This is a genomic window from Flavobacterium rivuli WB 3.3-2 = DSM 21788, assembly GCF_000378485.1.
In the GTDB taxonomy this organism is placed as follows: Bacteria; Bacteroidota; Bacteroidia; order Flavobacteriales; family Flavobacteriaceae; genus Flavobacterium; species Flavobacterium rivuli.
In genome coordinates, this window is record NZ_KB899967.1 from 457967 (window position 1) to 478318 (window position 20352).

The 20352-nt window shown below is 41.0% G+C and carries 14 protein-coding genes; 7 read left to right on the forward strand and 7 right to left on the reverse strand.

The window, feature by feature from the left end; all coding sequences use genetic code 11:
* Window positions 1-4: 4 nt before the first annotated feature.
* Window positions 5-2266, reverse strand: coding sequence for a carboxy terminal-processing peptidase (locus F565_RS0105570; protein WP_020212216.1), 2262 nt, complete (start codon window positions 2264-2266; stop codon window positions 5-7).
* 134 nt (window positions 2267-2400) lie between these two features.
* On the opposite strand from F565_RS0105570, the gene surE reads away from it, so the two are divergent.
* The 5 genes from surE (at window position 2401) to F565_RS21240 (ending at window position 8308) form a co-directional block, all read left to right on the forward strand.
* Window positions 2401-3177, forward strand: a complete 777-nt coding sequence (gene surE, locus F565_RS0105575) for a 5'/3'-nucleotidase SurE (RefSeq protein WP_020212217.1) — start codon at window positions 2401-2403, stop codon at window positions 3175-3177.
* Window positions 3178-3556: 379 nt separating this feature from the next.
* The gene (locus F565_RS0105580) at window positions 3557-4099 is read left to right on the forward strand and encodes a GNAT family N-acetyltransferase (RefSeq protein ID WP_020212218.1); all 543 of its coding nucleotides are present in this window, start codon (window positions 3557-3559) and stop codon (window positions 4097-4099) included.
* 69 nt (window positions 4100-4168) lie between these two features.
* The gene (gene lpxB / locus F565_RS0105585) at window positions 4169-5281 is read left to right on the forward strand and encodes a lipid-A-disaccharide synthase (protein WP_020212219.1); all 1113 of its coding nucleotides are present in this window, start codon (window positions 4169-4171) and stop codon (window positions 5279-5281) included.
* 74 nt (window positions 5282-5355) lie between these two features.
* On the forward strand, window positions 5356-6132 hold the full coding sequence (locus F565_RS22280; RefSeq protein ID WP_020212220.1) for a C40 family peptidase: 777 nt from the start codon (window positions 5356-5358) through the stop codon (window positions 6130-6132).
* Window positions 6133-6283: 151 nt separating this feature from the next.
* Window positions 6284-8308 (forward strand): ComEC/Rec2 family competence protein, encoded by a 2025-nt coding sequence (locus F565_RS21240; RefSeq protein WP_020212221.1) that lies wholly within the window; start codon window positions 6284-6286, stop codon window positions 8306-8308.
* Between the two features lie 6 nt (window positions 8309-8314).
* On the opposite strand, the gene F565_RS0105600 is transcribed toward F565_RS21240, so the two are convergent.
* Genes F565_RS0105600 through F565_RS0105615 form a run of 4 tightly spaced genes read right to left on the reverse strand, consistent with a single transcriptional unit; the run spans window position 8315 to window position 14059 of the window.
* Window positions 8315-8785 carry a thioredoxin family protein gene (locus tag F565_RS0105600; protein WP_020212222.1) on the reverse strand — a complete coding sequence of 157 codons (471 nt, stop codon included), beginning with the start codon at window positions 8783-8785 and terminating at the stop codon, window positions 8315-8317.
* 43 nt (window positions 8786-8828) lie between these two features.
* Window positions 8829-10376 carry a peptide MFS transporter gene (locus tag F565_RS0105605; protein WP_020212223.1) on the reverse strand — a complete coding sequence of 516 codons (1548 nt, stop codon included), beginning with the start codon at window positions 10374-10376 and terminating at the stop codon, window positions 8829-8831.
* A gap of 21 nt (window positions 10377-10397) precedes the next feature.
* The gene (locus F565_RS0105610; RefSeq protein WP_020212224.1) at window positions 10398-11891 is read right to left on the reverse strand and encodes a peptide MFS transporter; all 1494 of its coding nucleotides are present in this window, start codon (window positions 11889-11891) and stop codon (window positions 10398-10400) included.
* The gene (locus tag F565_RS0105615) at window positions 11891-14059 is read right to left on the reverse strand and encodes a S9 family peptidase (protein ID WP_020212225.1); all 2169 of its coding nucleotides are present in this window, start codon (window positions 14057-14059) and stop codon (window positions 11891-11893) included. The genes F565_RS0105610 and F565_RS0105615 overlap by 1 nt, the downstream gene beginning before the upstream one ends.
* Before the next feature lie 166 nt (window positions 14060-14225).
* Between F565_RS0105615 and F565_RS0105620 the strand changes: the two genes are divergently transcribed.
* Both F565_RS0105620 and F565_RS0105625 read left to right on the forward strand, forming a co-directional pair.
* The gene (locus F565_RS0105620) at window positions 14226-15575 is read left to right on the forward strand and encodes a hydroxymethylglutaryl-CoA reductase, degradative (RefSeq protein ID WP_020212226.1); all 1350 of its coding nucleotides are present in this window, start codon (window positions 14226-14228) and stop codon (window positions 15573-15575) included.
* Window positions 15556-16470, forward strand: coding sequence for a GYDIA family GHMP kinase (locus tag F565_RS0105625; protein ID WP_020212227.1), 915 nt, complete (start codon window positions 15556-15558; stop codon window positions 16468-16470). Before F565_RS0105620 ends, F565_RS0105625 begins: the two co-directional genes overlap by 20 nt.
* 414 nt (window positions 16471-16884) lie before the next feature.
* Here the strand turns inward: F565_RS0105625 and F565_RS0105630 are convergent, their stop codons facing one another.
* Complete coding sequence (locus F565_RS0105630) at window positions 16885-18987, reverse strand: peptidylprolyl isomerase (protein ID WP_020212228.1); 2103 nt, start codon at window positions 18985-18987, stop codon at window positions 16885-16887.
* A gap of 98 nt (window positions 18988-19085) precedes the next feature.
* Entirely contained in the window at window positions 19086-20351 is a 1266-nt protein-coding gene (locus tag F565_RS0105635) for a hemolysin family protein (RefSeq protein ID WP_020212229.1), read from the reverse strand.
* Window position 20352 lies beyond the last annotated feature (1 nt).

Here is a 20352-nt window from a genome sequence, read left to right on the forward strand (position 1 = left end):
ACGCTTATCGTGTTTTAACCTGTTTGTCTTTTTTAGCTATGGTAGCTGCGGCTTTTGTGCCTTTAGGCTGCATATCGTCAAGTACATTAATAGCTTCTTCTACATAAATATCTTTAGAAAGGCTTTCATACCATATCTTTTTCTTCTCGGCAAGGGCAGGGTCTTTTTTAAACGACTCTTTTTCTACGTTAAGAGCATCAAACTTAAGGGTATTTGTGTACTCGTTAAGCGGTTTAAATTTCTTAGCCATAGCCTCGCTCTTAGCCTGTTCTGCCTTAAATTTATCTATATTAAGGCTAAAGGTGTTTTCGTCTTTTTTATCGCTCAACCATTTAGCACTTTCATCCATAAGTTTAAATTGCGCGTTAGTAGCCATACGGTTCTTGCTGCTTGCAATAACACTTGTAAAGTTATTTTTTACAGCATTAAATTTTGCAGCAGGAATTTTATCATACGGCAATGCATTATCACTGTCGCGCTCGCCTATTTCCATGTAAGAATATTTATCAGGCATAACAATATCGCTCGCCACACCTTCTCTTTGTGTAGAGCCACCGTTTATCCTGTAAAACTTCTGGGTAGTGGTTTTTACAGCGCCAAGGTTGCCAAAGCTGTTGTTACGCACCAGTGGGTTAAGGTCTATAATATTTTGCACCGTACCCTTACCGTAACTTTGTTTACTACCCAATATAAGGCCACGGTTATAATCCTGTATTGCTGCTGCAAAGATCTCTGAAGCCGAAGCCGAGAAGTTATTTATAAGCACTACAAGAGGGCCATCCCACTGCACACTTGGATCGTTATCCGGCAGCTGGTCTATAACTTCCCTGCGCTCACCGTCCTGCTGTCCTGCAAAAGAGCGTACCTGTACAATAGGGCCTTTAGTAATAAACAGGCCGGCAATATCTACAACCGTTTTAAGCGATCCGCCGCCGTTGTCCCTAAGGTCCATGATAATACCTTCCACACCCTGGGCTTTAAGTTTTTTAACCTCGGCAGCTACATCTTTGGCCGCATCGCGGTTGTCCTGATTTTCAAAATCTATATAAAACTTAGGCAGGTTGATCACGCCATAAAGTTTACCGTTTTTATTAACCACGCTTGATTTTGCGTAGGTTTCCTCAATTTCTACAACTTCCCTCACAATGGCAATAACTTTAGTGCTGCCGTCTACCTTTTTAACGGTAAGGCGCACCTCTGTACCTTTAGGGCCTTTTATTTTTTTAACCACATCGTCAAGCCTCATACCGCTAATGTCTACAGGCTCATCTTTACCCTGTGCCACTTTCATGATAAGGTCGCCCTGCTCCAGGTCTTTACCCCTCCATGCCGGGCCGCCCGGTATAAGTTCAGATATTTCTACAAAGTCGTTCTTTTTTTGTAGCCTTGCCCCAATACCTTCAAGAGAACCTCTCATGCTGGTATCAAATTTTTCTTTATCGTCCGGCGCAAAGTAAAAAGTATGCGGGTCGAAACGCTCACAAATAGCGTTAAGGTATATATTAAACCACTCATCGCGTTTAAGGTCGCCCACAAAATCAAAATAATCATTAAGCGATTTCAGGGTGCTTTCGCGCGCTTCCTTTTCAAGTTCGGTAAATGTTTTCTTGGTGCCATCGGCCTTTTTGTCGCTTACTTTTGCCGTAGTTTCAGATTCTATAACGGCACTGCCCTCTTTCTTAACTTTATCAGCCGGAGGGGCATCCTGCAATTTCTGCTTATCCGTAACCGTAGAAAGTACCGATAGTTTAAGCTGTTTTTCCCAACGTGTCCTTAACTCAGCATCATTTTTTACAAACGGCTGTTTTTCGTAATCTACGTTGAAGGTTTCGTCTTTACTAAAATCGAAAGGCTTGGCAAGTATCTCTTTATAAAAACCTTCGCTCTCTTTAATCCTGTCCATTAACCTTGTGTAGGTAAGGTTAAAAAAGCTAAGGTCGCGGGCATTTATCTGGTCATCAAGCTTAGTCTCATATTTAGAGAACTCATCAATATCGGCCTGGGTGAAAAATCGTTTAGAAGGGTCTAACGCCTCCAGGTAATGTTTGTAAACACCTTTACTAAAGGCATCATCTATAGCCGGGGCACTGTAATGTGCCTTTTGTATAACGTATGTAAGCAGCTCTATAAGAACCTTATCTTTTTCGGGGTCGTTTTCTTTAACCTGCTTAGGCAGTAAAGTAAAACTAAGCAGCGCGCCGGCCAACAGGACAACTATCGCAAGAATTTTATAATTTCTTTTCATAAAATTTATAAAGGCGTTCATTTTATTTCTTCGTATGGTATTACACATTAAAAAGCGTGCCAAAAATTGTACGGCATGATCTTATTACATGTCACGTTAAAAAATGCGTATTTTAGCAAACGTAAATATACAATACTTATTTTGATTTTACCGCAATGACAAAGAAAAAACCCCTAATACTGGTAACCAATGACGATGGTGTAACCGCCCCGGGAATACGCGCTCTAATTGCTGTTATGAAAACCCTTGGAGATGTGGTAGTTGTAGCACCCGATAGTCCGCAAAGCGCCACAGGGCACGCCATTACCATTAACAACACGCTATATATTAACAAGATTGACATTGACCCGGATATTGAAATCGAATACAGCTGCAGCGGCACGCCGGTAGACTGTGTAAAGTTTGCCGTGAATGAAATACTGCACCGCAAACCCGACCTTTGCGTGAGCGGTGTAAACCATGGCTCGAACTCCTCTATAAACGTAATCTACTCGGGTACAATGAGTGCTGCTGTAGAAGCCGGTATCGAGGGGATTCCCGCCATAGGTTTCTCATTGCTGGACTACAACTGGGATGCCGACTTTGAGCCTGCTAAAGCGTTTATTAAAAAGATAACCGCAAATGTACTACAGAATGGCCTGCCAGATGGCGTTATCCTTAATGTGAACATACCTAAATTACCTGAAAAAGAAATTAAAGGCATAAAAATTTGCCGCCAGAGCAAGGCCATGTGGCAGGAAAAATTCGACAAGCGCAAAAGCCCAATGGGCCGCGACTATTACTGGCTTACCGGTAAGTTTGTTAACCTGGATAATGGCGAAGATACCGATGAGTGGGCACTTGCTAATGGGTACGTATCTGTAGTACCTGTTCAGTTTGACCTTACCGCACACCATGCCATACAGGGATTGAATGGGTGGGGGATGAAGTAGGCCTCACCCCTCCCGATAGCTATCGGGACTCTCCAAAGGAGAGGGAGAAGCTACACTCGAATGTTAAATATAGTATCAAATTTGAACATGCCGTTTTTTATTGCGAGTAAGCAAATCTGAGTGAAGCTAAGGCCTTAAACTTTGTTGCGTTAAGCAAAATATAAGTTGAGGCGTTAAGAATCATTTGCTGTTTGAGCGAAGCGAGTTCAAATGATTTAGCCGAAGCTTATATTTTGTAGCATAAGAAGTTAGAGCCTTGAATTTTTGCTTCTTTTGTTTCAAGACAAAAGAAGAGATATATAATTAAATTAAGATGTATATATACGATAGCCTTGGGCGATAAGACTTAAAAATCGCAATAAGGTTTGAACAAAATAAAATGATAAATATCCAACCCACTCTCGAAAACGAAAAAGTAATCCTGCAACCCTTAGCGGCAGATGATTTCGATTCTTTGTACGAAGCAGCATCCGACCCTGAAATATGGGAGCAGCATCCCAACAAAGACCGCTGGAAAAAAGAAGTATTTCGTACATTTTTTGAAGGCGCAATGCTGAGCAAGGGGGCTTTTAAAATTACAGATAAACAATCAGGCAAAATTATTGGCAGCAGCCGTTACTACGATCATAACGAAGAGGACAGCAGCATTTTTATAGGCTATACTTTTTACACCACGGCTACCTGGGGCACCGGAACAAATAAATCGGTTAAAAAAATCATGCTCGATTATATTTTGCAATTTGTAAACAAGGTATATTTTCATATCGGCTCAAACAATATGCGTTCGCAAATTGCCATTAGCCGTATTGGTGCTGTAAAAATTGGCGAGCAGGAAGTAACCTATTATGGAGAATTGAAACTACTAAATTTTGTTTATGAAATTACCACTGAACACTGGAAGGACATAACCAATAACAACTAAAAGCTTCTTAACCGAAGCTTTTTTTGTATTTATAAATAAGTAGTACTTTTGGGGTGTAAACTATAAAATATGAAATATTACATTATAGCAGGCGAAGCAAGCGGCGATTTGCACGGCGCCAACCTTATGAAAGAACTCTATAAGGCAGATGCCCATGCCAACATCCGTTTTTGGGGTGGCGACCTTATGGAGGCCACGGGAGGTACTTTAGTGAAGCACTATAGGGAACTGGCTTTTATGGGTTTTACCGAAGTTGCCATGAACCTCAAGACCATTTTTGCCAATATTAAGTTGTGCAAAGAAGACATTCTTGCCTTTAAGCCCGATGTTATTATTTTTATAGATTACCCCGGCTTTAACATGCGCATTGCCAAATGGGCCAAGCCTCTTGGCTTTAAAACGCACTACTACATCTCTCCGCAAATATGGGCGTGGAAAGAAAACCGCATTAAGGCCATTAAGCGCGATGTAGACCACATGTATATTATATTGCCCTTCGAAAAAGACTTTTACGAACAAAAACACAACTTTGCCGTAGAGTTTGTAGGCCATCCGCTTATTGATGCCATTAATAACCGCCAGCCTACCGATACCAACCAGTTTAAAAAAGACCATAACCTTGACGGCCGCCCCGTTATAGCCCTGCTTCCCGGCAGCCGCAAGCAGGAAATTGCCAAGATGCTGTCTATAATGCTATCGGTAGTAGATGATTTCCCCGATTACCAGTTTGTAATTGCAGGAGCACCAAGCCAGGAATATTCTTTTTATGAGCAGTTTCTTACTAAAAGCAGCGTGCATTTTATTAGTAACCAAACGTACGACCTGCTTAGTGTTGCCCATGCGGCATTAGTAACATCGGGTACGGCAACTTTAGAGACAGCCTTATTTAAAGTTCCGGAGGTGGTTTGCTACAAAGGCGGATGGCTGTCGTACCAGATAGCAAAACGCATAATTACGCTAAAATACATCTCTCTCGTGAACCTAATTATGGACAAAGAGGTGGTAAAAGAGCTCATTCAGGGGGAGCTGAACAAAAAAAATTTAAAAAAAGAACTTAACAAGATATTAACAGCCGAATACCGTCAAAACCTCCTGAAACAGTACGATTTACTGGAAGAAAAGCTTGGCGGAAAAGGCGCCAGTTTTAAGACAGCAAACCTCATTTTCAAACATTTAACATAGGTTCTTAATTATTTATTAAATTATGTTCTCTATATTTGTAAAAAACAAAGTTGAATTTGATACAATAAAAGATTTTGAAAAACCTCCTGAACCTATCCCTGTTTTTGATTATTTTCACGTCGTTTACGGCGACGGCGCAAATAGTAACTTCTAAAAAAGAAGCCCAGAAAAAAGGGGTTTACGCATATAACGATAAACAAGTTTCTTCACCGGCCCAGGCCTTTGCCAAAGCCCAGTCTGCATCTAAAAGTGCAGTTACAGAAACTCCCGAAGTAAAAAAGCAGGAAGTGCTTTTCTTAGATAACGACGTGGTTGTTGTTGATGATGCTCCGGTTAAAGTTAAAGCAAAAGGAGGGCCTAAAGCACCTGAAGCCCCGGCTAAAAAAGCAAAATCTAAAATTGTTGTTACGGATACTCCTACCGAACCGGATTTTGAAGCTGCTCCCGAAGAAAATTATTTTGCAGAACAGATTGTAAACAACGCCATGCAGTTTGAAGGTGTTCGTTACAGAGGCGGTGGTACTACCCCTGCCGGCATGGACTGCTCAGGTATGGTTTACGCTACTTTCCAGATATTTGATGTTACTTTACCCCGCAGCTCTGGCTCGATGGCCGCAGGTGCAGGACACGAGATAAAACTTGAAGAAGTTAAAAAAGGCGACCTTTTATTTTTTAGCAACAACAGGCACAGAAAAGGAATTAACCACGTAGGCCTTGTAACAGAAGTTACTCCCGAAGGTGAGGTTAAATTTATCCACTCTTCTACAAGCCACGGTGTAATGGTATCGTCTATGAACGAAGCCTACCATTCACGCACATTCGTTCAGGCAAACAGGGTAATCGAAGAGTAGTTTTCGATTATTTTTCGCGCCACAAATTGCACGAATTTCCACAAATAATAATTTTGGCATTACGTCTAAATTAATTCTTTACGGAATTGATTTCATCATCACAATTCCCTTTAATTTCCGTATGTTTGTTTCAATAGCTGTAACGTAGTTTATGCCGGTATTGAAATATCCCCTTATCCCTTTTACCTTATTTGTAGCGCTCGGTATACTTGCAGGCTATTATTTGCAGCCGCCTGAAACAGCATTGTATATTTTTGGCACAGCATCTTTATTGCTGCTCGTTGCTGCTTATTTTCAGGCTCAAAAAGCGTTCTTCCAAAAACCTTATTTTAATATTGTGGCATTACTGTTTGCATTGGCAACCGGACTGTTAGTACAAAACCTGCATTACGGGCCTAACAATGTAACCCACTACAGCCGTTACCTGACTGCCGACAAACTCCCCATCCTGAAAGGCATTGTTACCGAACGCCTTAAACCTAACGAATATTCAGAGAAATATTATTTGGAGGTACAGTCAGTTAACAGGCAATTGGCAACGGGCAAATTACTTATTACCGTACCTAAAGACAGCCTCGCAAAACAGGTCCACGCCGGCGACGTACTTATTATTGCCGACACTCCCCAGCCTATAATGCCATCGCTCAACCCCTACCAGTTTGATTATGCCGCTTACATGAAAAAGCAGGATGTTTTTCATCAGCTGCGGCTTAAGGTAAACTATGTACTTGCCGGGCAGGAAAAAGATTTTAACTACCATATAGAGCATTTGCGCACTACGCTTATTAACAGTTTTAGTATACACCACTACCCTGCCCAAATTCAGAACCTTATAAATGCCCTGCTCTTTGGCCAACGCCAGGATATGGATAAAGACACAACCGCCAGTTATATCAATGCCGGTGTGGTGCATATCCTCGCCATATCGGGGCTGCACTTTACGTTGCTGTTTATAGGGCTCAACTGGTTGCTTGCCCCGTTAAAACGCGCAAAGCATATAGGCTATGCAGGCCACTTTATAATCATCATGGTACTCATGTGGCTGTTTGCATTTATAACCGGCTTATCGGCATCGGTGGTGCGTGCTGTGGCAATGTTCAGCTTTGTACTAACAGGCGAACTCTTTAACCGCCGTGCCAATATTTACAATTCGCTTGCTGTTTCCGCATTGGTACTGCTATTGGCAAAGCCTAATTTTTTATTCGATGCCGGCTTCCAGCTTAGCTATATTGCCGTTTTCACCATTGTGTGGCTGCAGCCCATTTACAGCAAAATGAAACGCTCTAAATACTGGCTCATTAACTTTGCGAAAGATACTGTGGTTATCTCGCTCGTTGCGCAAATAGGAGTACTGCCGTTAAGCCTGTATTACTTTAACCAGTTTCCGTTATTGTTCCTGGTGGCAAATGTGGTCGTGATCCCGTTGTCTAATGTTGTGTTAGGCTTAGGCATAGCAGTGTTGCTGCTTAACTTTATCTTTCCGCAGGTCGCACTGTGGGTGGGTTACATTTTAGAATTCACTATTAATGTAATGAACAGCTTTATAAAATGTGTTGCCTCGTTTGAAGCACTTGTACTGAAAGATATTCCATTTACCCTCCTCCTTAACCTTATTTTATATTGCGTCATTACATTAGCCGTATTATGGCTTTATAAGCACAGCTTTCGCCGAGTGGCAGCAGTACTATGTGCGGTGCTGTTATTTCAGTCGGCCTACATGGCAACAGCATGGCAGGCAAAAAACGGATCGGAGTTTGTAGTTTTTCATAACAGGGAGGCTACGGTACTCGCACAAAAGGAGAACAGCCGCATTACTATTTTCAGTACCGATAGCCTTGCTTTGGAAAACAGGACGGTAAAAGCATACAACAAAGGCAATTTTAACCAAAATATTACGCTTGCACCCCTGCACAACCTCCTTTGGCATAAGGGTAATAAAATACTGGTGCTCGACAGCCTGTCGGTTTATCCGAAAAACGCTAAGCCCGATGTTATACTATTAACACAGTCGCCTAAAGTAAACATGGAACGCCTGCTGCTACAGCTTAAACCTAAACAGGTGGTTGCCGACGCTACCAATTACAAAACCTATGTTGCCCGCTGGGCCGCAACCTGCCGCAAACAAAAAATCCCTTTTCATGCTACTGCCGAAAAGGGATATTATATTTTGAAATAAGGTTTTTTACGCCTTAGTCTTCTTTATTATTTTGTTGGCACCATCAAGCCAGGCCGACGGGCCTCCAGCTACATAGCCTGTACTGCCCAGGGCATCAAAGCTAATCTTGCCTTCATTGGTTTTCTCTACATTAGCAAACCAAACCGTAGGGTACCCCCTAACCTGAAAGAACGAATTAAGCTGTGCATTCTGGATTTTAAGCTCCTGGCTTTGCTCTGTCCTCTTAGGGAAGTCAAGCTCTAACAGCACCACGTTTTCTTTAGCCCATGCGGTAAACTCTGGTGTTTTCATTACCTCTTTTTGCAGCCTCATGCACCATCCGCACCAGTCAGACCCGGTAAAGAACATCAGCAAAGGCTTTTTAGTTTTAGTAGAAACCGCCATGGCCTTCTGCAAATCGGTATGCCACTCCAGTTCCTGCGCCTGCATGGTTATTGCACTAAAGGCAACAAACAAGATCAATATAGCTTTTTTCATTCTGTAATAATTTAAAAGTGTCAATCCAAAAAGAATGCCATTTTTATTTAACGCCGTGCATCAGTTTTTTAACCAATGGATGCAGGGCTGTAATAATGATACCTAACCCAATAGGCACAGCAGTAAATATAAGGAAAAATGTAGTAAGCGAATATTTTGTAGTGATCTCTTCGATCATACCACCCATAGATCCTGCAATTTTGTTACCCATTGCAATAAACAGGTAATAAACACCAAACATCATCCCTATCCAGGCAGCAGGAACCAGTTTACTTACGTAAGAAAGCCCTACCGGAGAGATACATAATTCGCCCATGGTATGGAAAAGGTAGGCCAGTATAAGCCAAACCATACTTACTTTAACTACTTCCTGACCCGCAACAATAGACATAGAACCATAAGCAAGGAAACCAAAACCTAAGCCAAGTAACACAAGGCCCAAACCAAATTTAACGGCACCCGGAAGGTTGTATTTACTCTCCCACCATTTAGAGAAGAGTGGAGCCAAAGTAATAATAAACAGCGAGTTAAGAATACCAAACCATGTAGCTGCTACCTCTGTAGTATCGGCAGAAAACTCCCTGTTTATCCTCCAGAAAATGATGCACCATATAGCAACAAAACTTGTTGCAAGGATAAGGTTACCTATAGAATATTTTTTAAAAGTTTTTGAGAATAATTTTATAAGTACATAAGTAATAATACCTACAGGTATTATAGTAAGAAGCGCATCTACTATTTTATAAATAAGACCCGCATTACCTGTTAGCACCCTTTGTGTGTAGCGATCGGCAAAAATAGTCATCGACCCGCCTGCCTGCTCAAAAGCTGCCCAGAAAAATATTGTAAATATTGAGAAGATAAATACTACTATCAGCCTGTCTATAATAACCTTTTTAGGTGTAGTGTCTACAGCATCTTCTTCTGTTTTTAAAGCTTTGCTTTGTTTTGGAGTAAGCCCAACATTACCAAAAATACCCTGTGTAAAGTAAAACTGAAGCAAGCCCATGAACATAAAGATACCTGCAAGGCCAAAGCCCCAGCTCCATGAAATTTTTTCGCCTATGTAACCGCAAATTAAAATACCCAGGAAAGCTCCGGCATTTACACCCATGTAAAATATAGAATAAGCACCATCTTTCTTTTCAGGGTGGTCTTTATATAGGTTACTAATCATGGAGGTCATGTTTGGCTTAAACAACCCATTACCCACCATAAGGCAACCAAGGCCAATGTATAAAAACGTTTCCGTTTCAAAAGCCATACTGGCGTGCCCCAGCGTCATTATTAAAGCGCCCAGTAATACTGCCCAGCGGTAACCCAAAAGCCTGTCGGCAATTAATCCGCCAAAAACAGGAGTAAGATAAACGCCCATTGTGTAAGTACCATAAAGGCCCATAGCTCTTTCTGTAGTCCATTCCCAGCCGCCTTTATCGGCAGTAGAAACAAGAAAAATAACAAGAAGGGCACGCATACCGTAATACGAAAAACGCTCCCACATTTCGGTAAAGAACATTACAAATAAACCTGCCGGCTGGCCCAGGACACTTGATTCAAAAAAGCCGTTAGACGGCGCTGTTGTAGTAGACATATATAAAGTAGTTGTTTTTTATTATTTAACTTCCTGCATTAGTTTTTTTATTAAAGGAGTACACGCAATTAAAATCACGCCTGCAATAAGCGAATAAATAGCCAATTGGTAGTATCCCTCTGTATATGATTGCAATTTAGATGATAATGTAGTGCCTGTATTAGATCTGGAAATTTCAGCTCCAAGTTTACCTGCCGCAAACTGACCAAAAGCACTTGCAAGGAACCATAATCCCATCATCATACCAAACAATCTTTTTGGAGAAAGTTTAGTTATAATAGACATTCCTATTGGCCCAAGGCAAAGCTCGCCAAAAGTCATTACGAGATAACCAAGTGTAAATACATTTAGCGACGTAATACCATCTGCACCTGCAAAAAATTTTGTATAATAAAACACATAAAACGATGCAGCCAGGAAGATAAACCCTATTCCAAATTTAATTACAGTATTTGGTTCAATTTTCTTTTTCGCTAGCCAAAGCCACAATAATCCAATTAGCGGGCTAAAGATAATTACAAATAATGAATTAGAACTATTATTGATAACGTTAGGGTCTATATGAAAAAATAAAAGGCTATCGTTAAGGTTATCTTTTGCAAATAATGACAAAGACCCTCCACTTTGCTCAAAAATGGCATTAAATAGAAAGTAGAAAAAAATGAACATGAAAGCAGCAACAAACTTTTTTTGCAGCGAAGCTACTTTAAGATTGAAAGCCTCATAAGAAAAATATAAAATAGCGATTATGCCTATGGTATACATGAAATAGTCTGTATAATCTGTATTTCTCACCATAATAAATATAAACGGAATACTTAATATAGAACCCAGATAGACTGCCAGTTCACGTTTGATGCGCTTTGCAGGCTTTAAGTTAATAAGTGGAGAATCACCGATTGGACCCAAATATTTTTTAGTCATTAAGAACGTTACCACCCCTAATACCATAACTATTGCAGCAGCTAAAAAACATAGCGACCAGGAATAATATTTACCAAGATAAATACATAATGCACCACCTAAAAGCCCTCCTACATTTATACCGGCATAAAATAAACCGTAGCCCGCATCGCGACGGCTATCCTGTTCATGATATAATTCTCCAACCATAGAACTTATATTAGGCTTAAAAAAACCGGTGCCAATTATCGAAAGTGTAATCCCATAATAAAACAATTCCTGCGGGGAGAAAGCAATTAAAAGGTTACCCAATATCATTATTATACCACCAAAAAGAAGTGATTTTTTAAAACCCAATACTTTATCGGCAAAAATCCCTCCAATAAAGGTAAAAGCATATACAAATGCCTGTATAGCTCCATATTGCAAACTGGCCATATCTTCTTTAAGAAAAAGCTCATCAACCATAAAAAACACAAGCACACCACGCATCCCGTAGAAACAAAAACGTTCCCACATTTCTACTAAAAACAAGTACCATAACTGCTTAGGGTACTTGCCTTCAAAATTCTGGATATCTTCTAATGTTACCGCTGTAGTGTTATTACTCATTATAGTTTCTCTTTAATAAAGTTTGTCATTTTTGTGTAAAGCTGCAGCCTTGTTTTACCACCATATATACCGTGGTTCCTGTCCGGGTAAATAGCCCAGTCAAACTGTTTGTTTGCCTGTACCAAAGCCTCTATCATAAGCATAGAGTTTTGTACATGAACATTATCATCTGCTGTGCCGTGTATCAGTAAATAAGATCCTTTTAGCTTAGACGCGTGGTTTATAGGCGAGTTATCGTCATATCCCGTTGGGTTTTCCTGCGGGGTTTGCATGTACCTTTCGGTATACACCGAATCATAAAAACGCCAGTTGGTTACAGGTGCCACGGCAATAGCCATTTTAAATACATCGGCACCTTTTAGTATACAGTTACTGCTCATAAAACCACCGTAGCTCCATCCCCATATCCCTATGCGCGATGCATCTACATACGGGTACTGCCCTATTACTTTGGCAGCATCTATCTGGTCTTCCACTTCATATTTACCAAGTTCCTTGTAGGTCACCTTTTTAAATTCGGCACCTTTAAAGCCTGTACCGCGCCCATCTACACAGGCTACAATATAACCCTGCTGTGCCAGCATAGAAAACCAGTAATCGTCATAGCTGCCCCACTCGTTATTTACCTGCTGCGATCCCGGGCCACTGTACTGGTACATTAATACCGGATATTTTTTAGTGGCATCAAAATCTTTAGGTTTTATAAACCAGGCATTAAGCTGGTTGCCTTTTGCTGTAGTTATTACCGTAAACTCTTTTTGCGGAATATTATAATTGGCAAGTTTTGTCATAAGCGCATCGTTATTCACAATACCTTTAACCAGTTTGCCATCCTTACTGCTGTTAAGCGTATATTCTGTAGCCTTTACAGCGCTTGAGAACGAGTTAATAAAGTAATCAAAGTTTGGGCTAAAGGTAGCTGCGTTAGTACCCGTTTGCGCAGTAAGCCTTACCTTATTTTTGCCGTTGATGCTTATACGGTATATATCTCGGTTTACAGAACCATTCTCTACCGACTGGTAAAAAATATTTCCGGTCTTGTTATCAAAGCCATAGTAGGTTGTAACTTCCCATGCGCCTTTAGTAACCTGGTCAATCAGTTTGCCTGTTTTGGCATAGTGGTAAATATGGTTGTAGCCATCTTTCTCACTGGTCCATATAAAGCTGTTATCGTTAAGAAACGTAAGATTATCAGTAACATCTACATACGCCTTATCTTTCTCATTTAGCACCACTTTTGCTGTGCCGGTAGTAGCATCTATAAAAATAAGGTCAAGGTTATTCTGGTGGCGGTTTAATACCTGTACGCTAAGTGTTTGTGCATCGTTCGTCCACTTTAACCTCGGGATATAAAAATCAAAATAGTTACCCAGTTTTATTTCCTTATCGGTATTTGTTTTTACGTCATATATGTGCAGGCTTACAGTAGCATTTTTCTCTCCGGCTTTAGGATATTTAAAGGTTTCTACCTGCGGGTAAAGCCCCTGGTTGTACATATCCATGCTAAACTGAGGCACAGCCGTTTCATCAAAACGTATGTAAGCAATTTTATCGCCTGCCTTGTTCCACTCATACGCGCGTACAAAGGCAAACTCCTCTTCATACACCCAGTCGGTAATACCATTTATAATGGCATTCTTTTTACCATCTGTAGTAATTTGTTTGGTGTTTTTTGTAGCAAGGTCATATACAAAAAGATTGTTGTCGCGCCCGTAAGCTATTTTAGAACCATCAGCCGAAAAGGTAGGCTCCTGAATTTTTTGGTCGGATACTGCAACAGGTACCTTTTCTTTAATGTCGAAAATATAATAATCGGCCACAAACGAATGCCTGAAAATCTGTTCGCTTCCCGTGGCAAGCAGCAGTTGTTTCTCGTCGGGGCTAAAACTGTAATCGTCTATCCCCTCAAATTCCTTGTAGCGTTTAGAATCTACAAGGGTGCTTATTTTATTAAGCGTGGTAAAATCGTAAAGGTCTATCGTGGCCGACCCTGTATTGTAATTTGCATTAAGTACGGTATACTCATTAGAGTTGTCCATAGCCTTAAGTTCGTCCATTCCCTGGGCGGCAAAAGCTCCGCTCCATATTTCGGGTAAGGTTATTTTTTGTTGCGCTACGGCAGGCATTGCTGCCAGTAAAAACAATAAAATTGACTTTTTGATATACATAATTTTACAGTGGGTAAAAAACTTCCAATTTTAGTAATTTTTTATGACTTATAGGCTCTTTTTTTTGTTAAATACATAACGCCATGTTTTAGCTACAGTATATGTTTGGCAAAAGCCAATGGTATAGCCTATATTTGCAACAAATTATTATTTTAAGCTACTGAGAATGAGTAAAGCAATAGCAGGGTTTAGTAAACTTAGCAAACAGGAAAAGATAAACTGGCTGGCAAACGAGCATTTTAGCGACCCGCAGGCAGCTAAAAAACTCCTTGAAAACTACTGGAATACCGATGCCGACGTGCAAAAACTTCACGATGAGTTTATAGAAAATACTATTACTAACTTTTACTTACCGCTGGGCATTGCCCCGGGCTTTATAATAAACGGGCGCGAATACACTATCCCTATGGCCATCGAGGAAAGCTCTGTCGTGGCAGCAGCAAGCAAGGCCGCTAAATTTTGGGCTACCCGTGGTGGCTTTAAGGCTACGGTGCTTAATACCGAAAAAATAGGCCAGGTACATTTTATGTACAAGGGCGACCCCGAAAAACTGAATGCTTTTTTTAAAGCTACAAAAAAGGAGTTTTTTACAGATACCGAGACGATTACAAAAAACATGCAGAAGCGTGGCGGCGGCATACTGAATATTGAGCTTCGCGACAAAACTGCACTTATACCTAACTATTACCAGCTGCATGCTACGTTTGAAACGGTAGACAGCATGGGTGCTAATTTTATAAACTCGTGCCTGGAGCAGTTTTCTAAAACACTGCGCGAAGAGGCGTTACTTTATACGGCATTTACCGAAGACGAGCAGCAAATACAGGTGGTTATGAGCATCCTCTCTAACTATGTGCCTAACTGCGTGGTTCGCGCCGAGGTATCGTGCCCTGTTGAAGAATTAAACGAAGACAAAAATATAAGCCCAGAGGAATTCGCAACAAAATTTCTTGCGGCGGTGCAAATAGCTGAAGTAGAACCTTACCGCGCCGTAACCCACAATAAGGGCATTATGAACGGTATTGATGCCGTAGTGGTAGCAACCGGAAATGATTTTCGCGCTGTTGAAGCCGGTGTTCATGCCTATGCTACCAAAGAGGGTCAGTATTCCAGCCTTTCGCATGCTAAGGTAGCTGATGGTGTTTTTACCTTTTGGCTCGATGTGCCGTTGGCTTTGGGTACCGTAGGCGGTCTTACCACATTGCATCCCCTTGTAAAGCTTTCGTTGGAAATGCTGGGCAACCCTACCGCACAGGAACTTATGCAGGTGGTTGCTGTGGCAGGACTGGCACAAAATTTTGGTGCGTTGCGGTCGCTTACTACGACGGGCATACAGCAGGGCCACATGAAAATGCATTTAATGAACATCCTGAACCAACTTGAAGCTACCGACGATGAGAAGCAACAGGCCATTAAACATTTTGAAAAAAATACCGTGAGCCATTCGGCAGCGACAGATTTTGTAAACAATTTGAGAACCATAGATCCTGCCCACGTTGAAGAAGATTTTTTATAGTAACGGCAAACTTTTAATTACCGGCGAGTATACCGTGCTCGACGGGGCGAAAGCATTGGCATTGCCTACAAAATTTGGGCAAAACCTTGAAGTCGAAACTACTACAAATAGCGGCATAATTAACTGGACAAGCTTTGATGCCGATGGATCTGCCTGGGTTAAAGCCGAAGTTAGTATTCATGACGTTATCAATAATATTCAAAACGGCACATCTGTCGAAGCAGACACCTTAATTAAAATACTGCATCATGCCCATCTTGCAAATCCTGATCTACTAACGGGCGCAGCAGGTTTTGAGATTACAACAAACCTTACCTTCCCGAGGCATTGGGGATTAGGCACTTCTTCTACCCTTATTAACAACATTGCGCAGTGGTTTAATATTGATGCATTCGTTTTGTTAGCCAACAGTTTTGGCGGAAGCGGCTACGATATTGCCTGTGCCCAGTATGATACTCTCATTATATATAGCCTGCAGAATGGCCTACCAACAGTAATCCCCATTAGCTACAGTCCCTCATTTGCCAACGATATCTATTTTGTATACCTGAACCAGAAGCAAAACAGCCGCGATGCTATTGCTGCCTATCGCGAACACAGAAATGATATTAAAACCATTATACCCCGTATTGATGCGCTAACTAATGATGTGTTGCTTGCAGGAGATACTAACACCCTTGCATCGGCTTTAGAAAAGCATGAAGACCTCATGGCGGGCATATTAGGCATTGCTCCGGTACAGGAACGTTTATTCCCCGAATTTAAAGGTACCGTAAAAAGCCTCGGCGCATGGGGTGGCGATTTTGTTATGGCTGTTGCCGAAGAAAATCCAACCCAATATTTTAAAGATAAGGGTTATGAAACCGTAATTAGATATCGCGATATGATATTGTAATTTCTCCATGTTATGACCCTGTGAGGGTCAAAAAGATTTATCCAATTTGTAAGAGGCTTTTCTAAAAATTTTGTCACGCAAAGTCGCAGAGACGCAAAGTTTCACCCTAAATCAGCATATTTTCCCAGCGACTGTTAAGTCGCCAAGCTTTGCGACTTAACAGTCGCTGGGGTTCTCAACATAGATCCATTCACGGCTTTGCGTTTTTGCGCCTTTGCGTGACATTCTCAAACACGTTGGAAATAATATTACGTGCCGCTCCTCCAGAGCTCTTTCGCATGTGTGATTATCATTTTATAAACATGCCGTTCCTCCTGAACTCATATTCGAAATCAATATGTGACTTGTGTAAAAGAAAATAAACAAAAAAGTCCCCCGCAATGCGGGGGACTTTCGTTATAATATAAGGAACGGTTAGTTGAACTCGTGCCTGTTATCTTCTATATCAGCAGCATCTTTAAGTGCGCTTGTAAGTTTGGTTTGTATGTTACTACGGCCTTCAGCGTTTAACCTTGTAGTAATAGCAGTAACATTTTGAAGAGCCGGAGCTTTCTCTATGCCTTTAGACTGTATCATGAATACACCCGCAGTACCATCTATAAGGCCTGACGTTTTACCGTTTGCAAGACCAAATGCTTTACCTACCACTTTAAGCTCAGGGCCTACAGCAGGGATAGAAGGGTTAGCAAAAGTTACAGTAGCAGTAGCTATAGTTGCACCGGAAGCTTTAGAAACAGCATCAAGTGTAGTACCTGCCATTTTCTTCCTTATAAGTTCTGCTTTTTTCTCGTTGCGAAGTATTGGCAATACAGAAACTTTAGCCGATTCAAGAGGCAATAAACCTTTTTCATTTACAGCTTTAAGCCTTGCAATCACACTACCTTCGGCAATATCAAATTTCTTAACGTCGCCTGTTTTAGTGTCGTTGGCATAAGCCCATTTAACAATAGTTCTCTGGCTGCCTACTGCAGGTAAATTTTCATCGTTAGCACCAAGGCCATTAGCAGGAGTTACAGTAAGTTTTTCTGCTTTAGCAAGGTCTGCAAAAGATTTTCCGCTTTCCCTTGCATCCATTTCAAGTTTGGTAGCTTTGGTAAAGTTAGCATCGGCAGTAGCCTCTGTAGGCTGTATTTTTTGTGCTATGGTAGCAACCTGTACACCTTCGTATTTATCTAATACTTTAATTACATGGTAACCAAAATCAGTTTCAACAACACCTGTAGAACCTACCGGTTTGTTAAAGATAAAATCATTGAAAGGTTTTACCATCTGGTTAGGAGCGATATCATCATAAACACCTTCTGTACCAAGTGAGCCCTGGTCATTAGAGTTTTCACGCACTAACTGGCCAAAAGAAGCGGGGTTAGCATTTATTTGCGCAAGCAGGGCATCTGCTTTAGCTTTAGCCTCTTCTTTAGTAATTGTAATTTTAGGGTCTGGTAAAGAACCACCTTTGTAACCTATAAGGATATGGCTTGCTTTAGCGCTTGCACCCGGTTTTTTACTAACCATTTTAGTTATTTTGTAAAAACCGTTATCGACATAAGGGCCGTACACCTGACCCGGAGCAAGGCTATATATTTGCTGTGCATGCTCTAACGGAAGTTGTTTTTTAGTAACATAAGTACTATCGAACTTAACTTCTGAATTTGCGTTTACAAACTCTTCATTATTTTTAGCATTGGCAAAACCAGGAATAGTGTCATTACCTTTAGTTTCTTCGTTGTAAACAACTTTAGGAACAAGAAGGCCTTCTATATTTTTCTTCATTTCAGCTTCGTCAGCTGCAGATGGTTTGTTATCTATAAATACAAATTCGATATCGCGAGATGCTTCAGCTTTGTATTTTTTCTCGTTCTTTTTCATGTACGCTGTAATCTCCTCGTCAGATACTTTAACCTGATCGTCGTTGATGGTAGCATAAGGAACAAGCACATAATCAATAGTAGCTTTATCACTTTCCTGTGCGTAACGTGCTTTACCCTCTACATTAGTAGTAAAGTAAGACGCTTTAAGCATAGTAGCATAAAGTTGTTTTTTAGCAGATGATTCGATATCCGGCTTTTCGTTTTCGATTGCCTGAAATTGCTGCGGGTTTGTAGTTTTCATGTTAACTAAAAACTCGTTGAATTTATTTTTATCAAACTTACCCAAAGCATTCATGAACTGAGGGTTCTGGCCCAGCATTTGTGCATAAACATCAAGTACATGGTCGCGGCCTACACGTAGTCCGGCTTTCTCAAAACGCTCGTTATAAAGTATTTTTTCAACCTCAAGGCTCCAAACGTAGTTGGCTGCCTGTGTTGCAGTAGCACCTTGCTGGCGCTGTTGCATGTTGTTTACTTTTTCTAAAAATTCTTTAACGGGAATATCTGTACCGTTTACACTTCCCACGTTTTTAGTAACGCCAAAGCCGCCGTGGTTTATAATATCGCCTACTATAAAAGCCAGTAAGCAGAAACCGATAACTCCTATCAGCAGGATCGAACGTTGCCTTATTTTTGATAAAACCGCCATTTGTTTTGTTGTTAAAATTTAAATTCAGTGGGCGAAAATACAATTATCTGTGTAATAATAAAAATACTATACTTATTTTTTGCGAAGTTTTCTTTTATTTATTTTTTTGACTGCATAATCACTTTTACAAGCTCTGCCCTTTTGCCCGAAGACTTCTCTATAATAAAAGTATAATTACCCCACCCTATGCGGTCGCCGGTTTGCGGTATGTCTTTAGCATGATGCACAATAAAGCCGCCCAGCGTGGTATAGGCACCACTTTCGGGCAGGGCGAATTTGTATTTTTTATTAATATACTCAACATCCAGCCGTGCCGAAAACAGGAACGAGCCATCTTCTGTGTGCAGCTCTGTAAGTTCTTCGCCATCATCATGTTCATCCTCTATTTCGCCAAAAAGTTCCTCAATAATATCTTCTACAGTAATAATGCCCGATGTTCCTCCATATTCATCCAGCACCACTGCCATACTTTTCCGCTTGCGGGTAAGCTGGCTTAGCAGGTCTTTTATAAAAATGGTATGCGGCACATATTCCATAGGTACCATAACCTCCCTTATTGTAACGGGCTTGGTAAACAGTTTAAAAGAATCTACATAGCCCACAATATCGTCTATATTTTCGCGGTATACTACAATCTTACTGTAACCGGTTTCTACAAAAAGCTTGCGCAGGCCCATTACACTGTCGTTCACTTCTACAGCCACAATCTCTGTGCGGGGCGTCATGATATCGCGCGCCTTAAGCCCGGAAAAGTCGAGGGCATTTTTAAATATCTGTATTTCAGAGTCTACTTCTTCCTGCTCGTTTGCACCTGTAAGTTGCTGGTTTATGTAGATACCCAGTTCGCTGCGGCTAAAAAAGTCTTTGCGCGTATCTGCCTTTGTACGGAAGAGCGTTACCAGTATAAAATCTGACACAGCCATTACCGCCTTGCTTACATTGTAAAACAGCATATAAAAAACATAAGCGGGCACCGCCAGTGCCTTTATAAGCGTGTTTGCATAAACCTGGAAAAACACTTTAGGGATAAACTCTGCCGTGAGCAAAATTACAAATGCCGAAACCGCCACCTGTATAAGCAGCTGCCAGCCAAAAGCCATAGTATTATCATGCGGCACAAACCATTGCAGGGCCGTTTTACCCATGTGGTACCCGTAAATAACAAGCGCAATGCTGTTACCCACAAGCATGGACGTTATAAACTGCGTGGGGTTTTGGGTAAGGCGGGTAAGTAGTTTAGATATAAAGGTAGATTGCTTTTTCTCTACCCCAAGGTACACTTTGTTAGAGGAAACATAGGCTATTTCCATGCCCGAAAAAAAAGCCGAAAGCAACAGGCACCCTATGATTATTGCTGCTTCCATA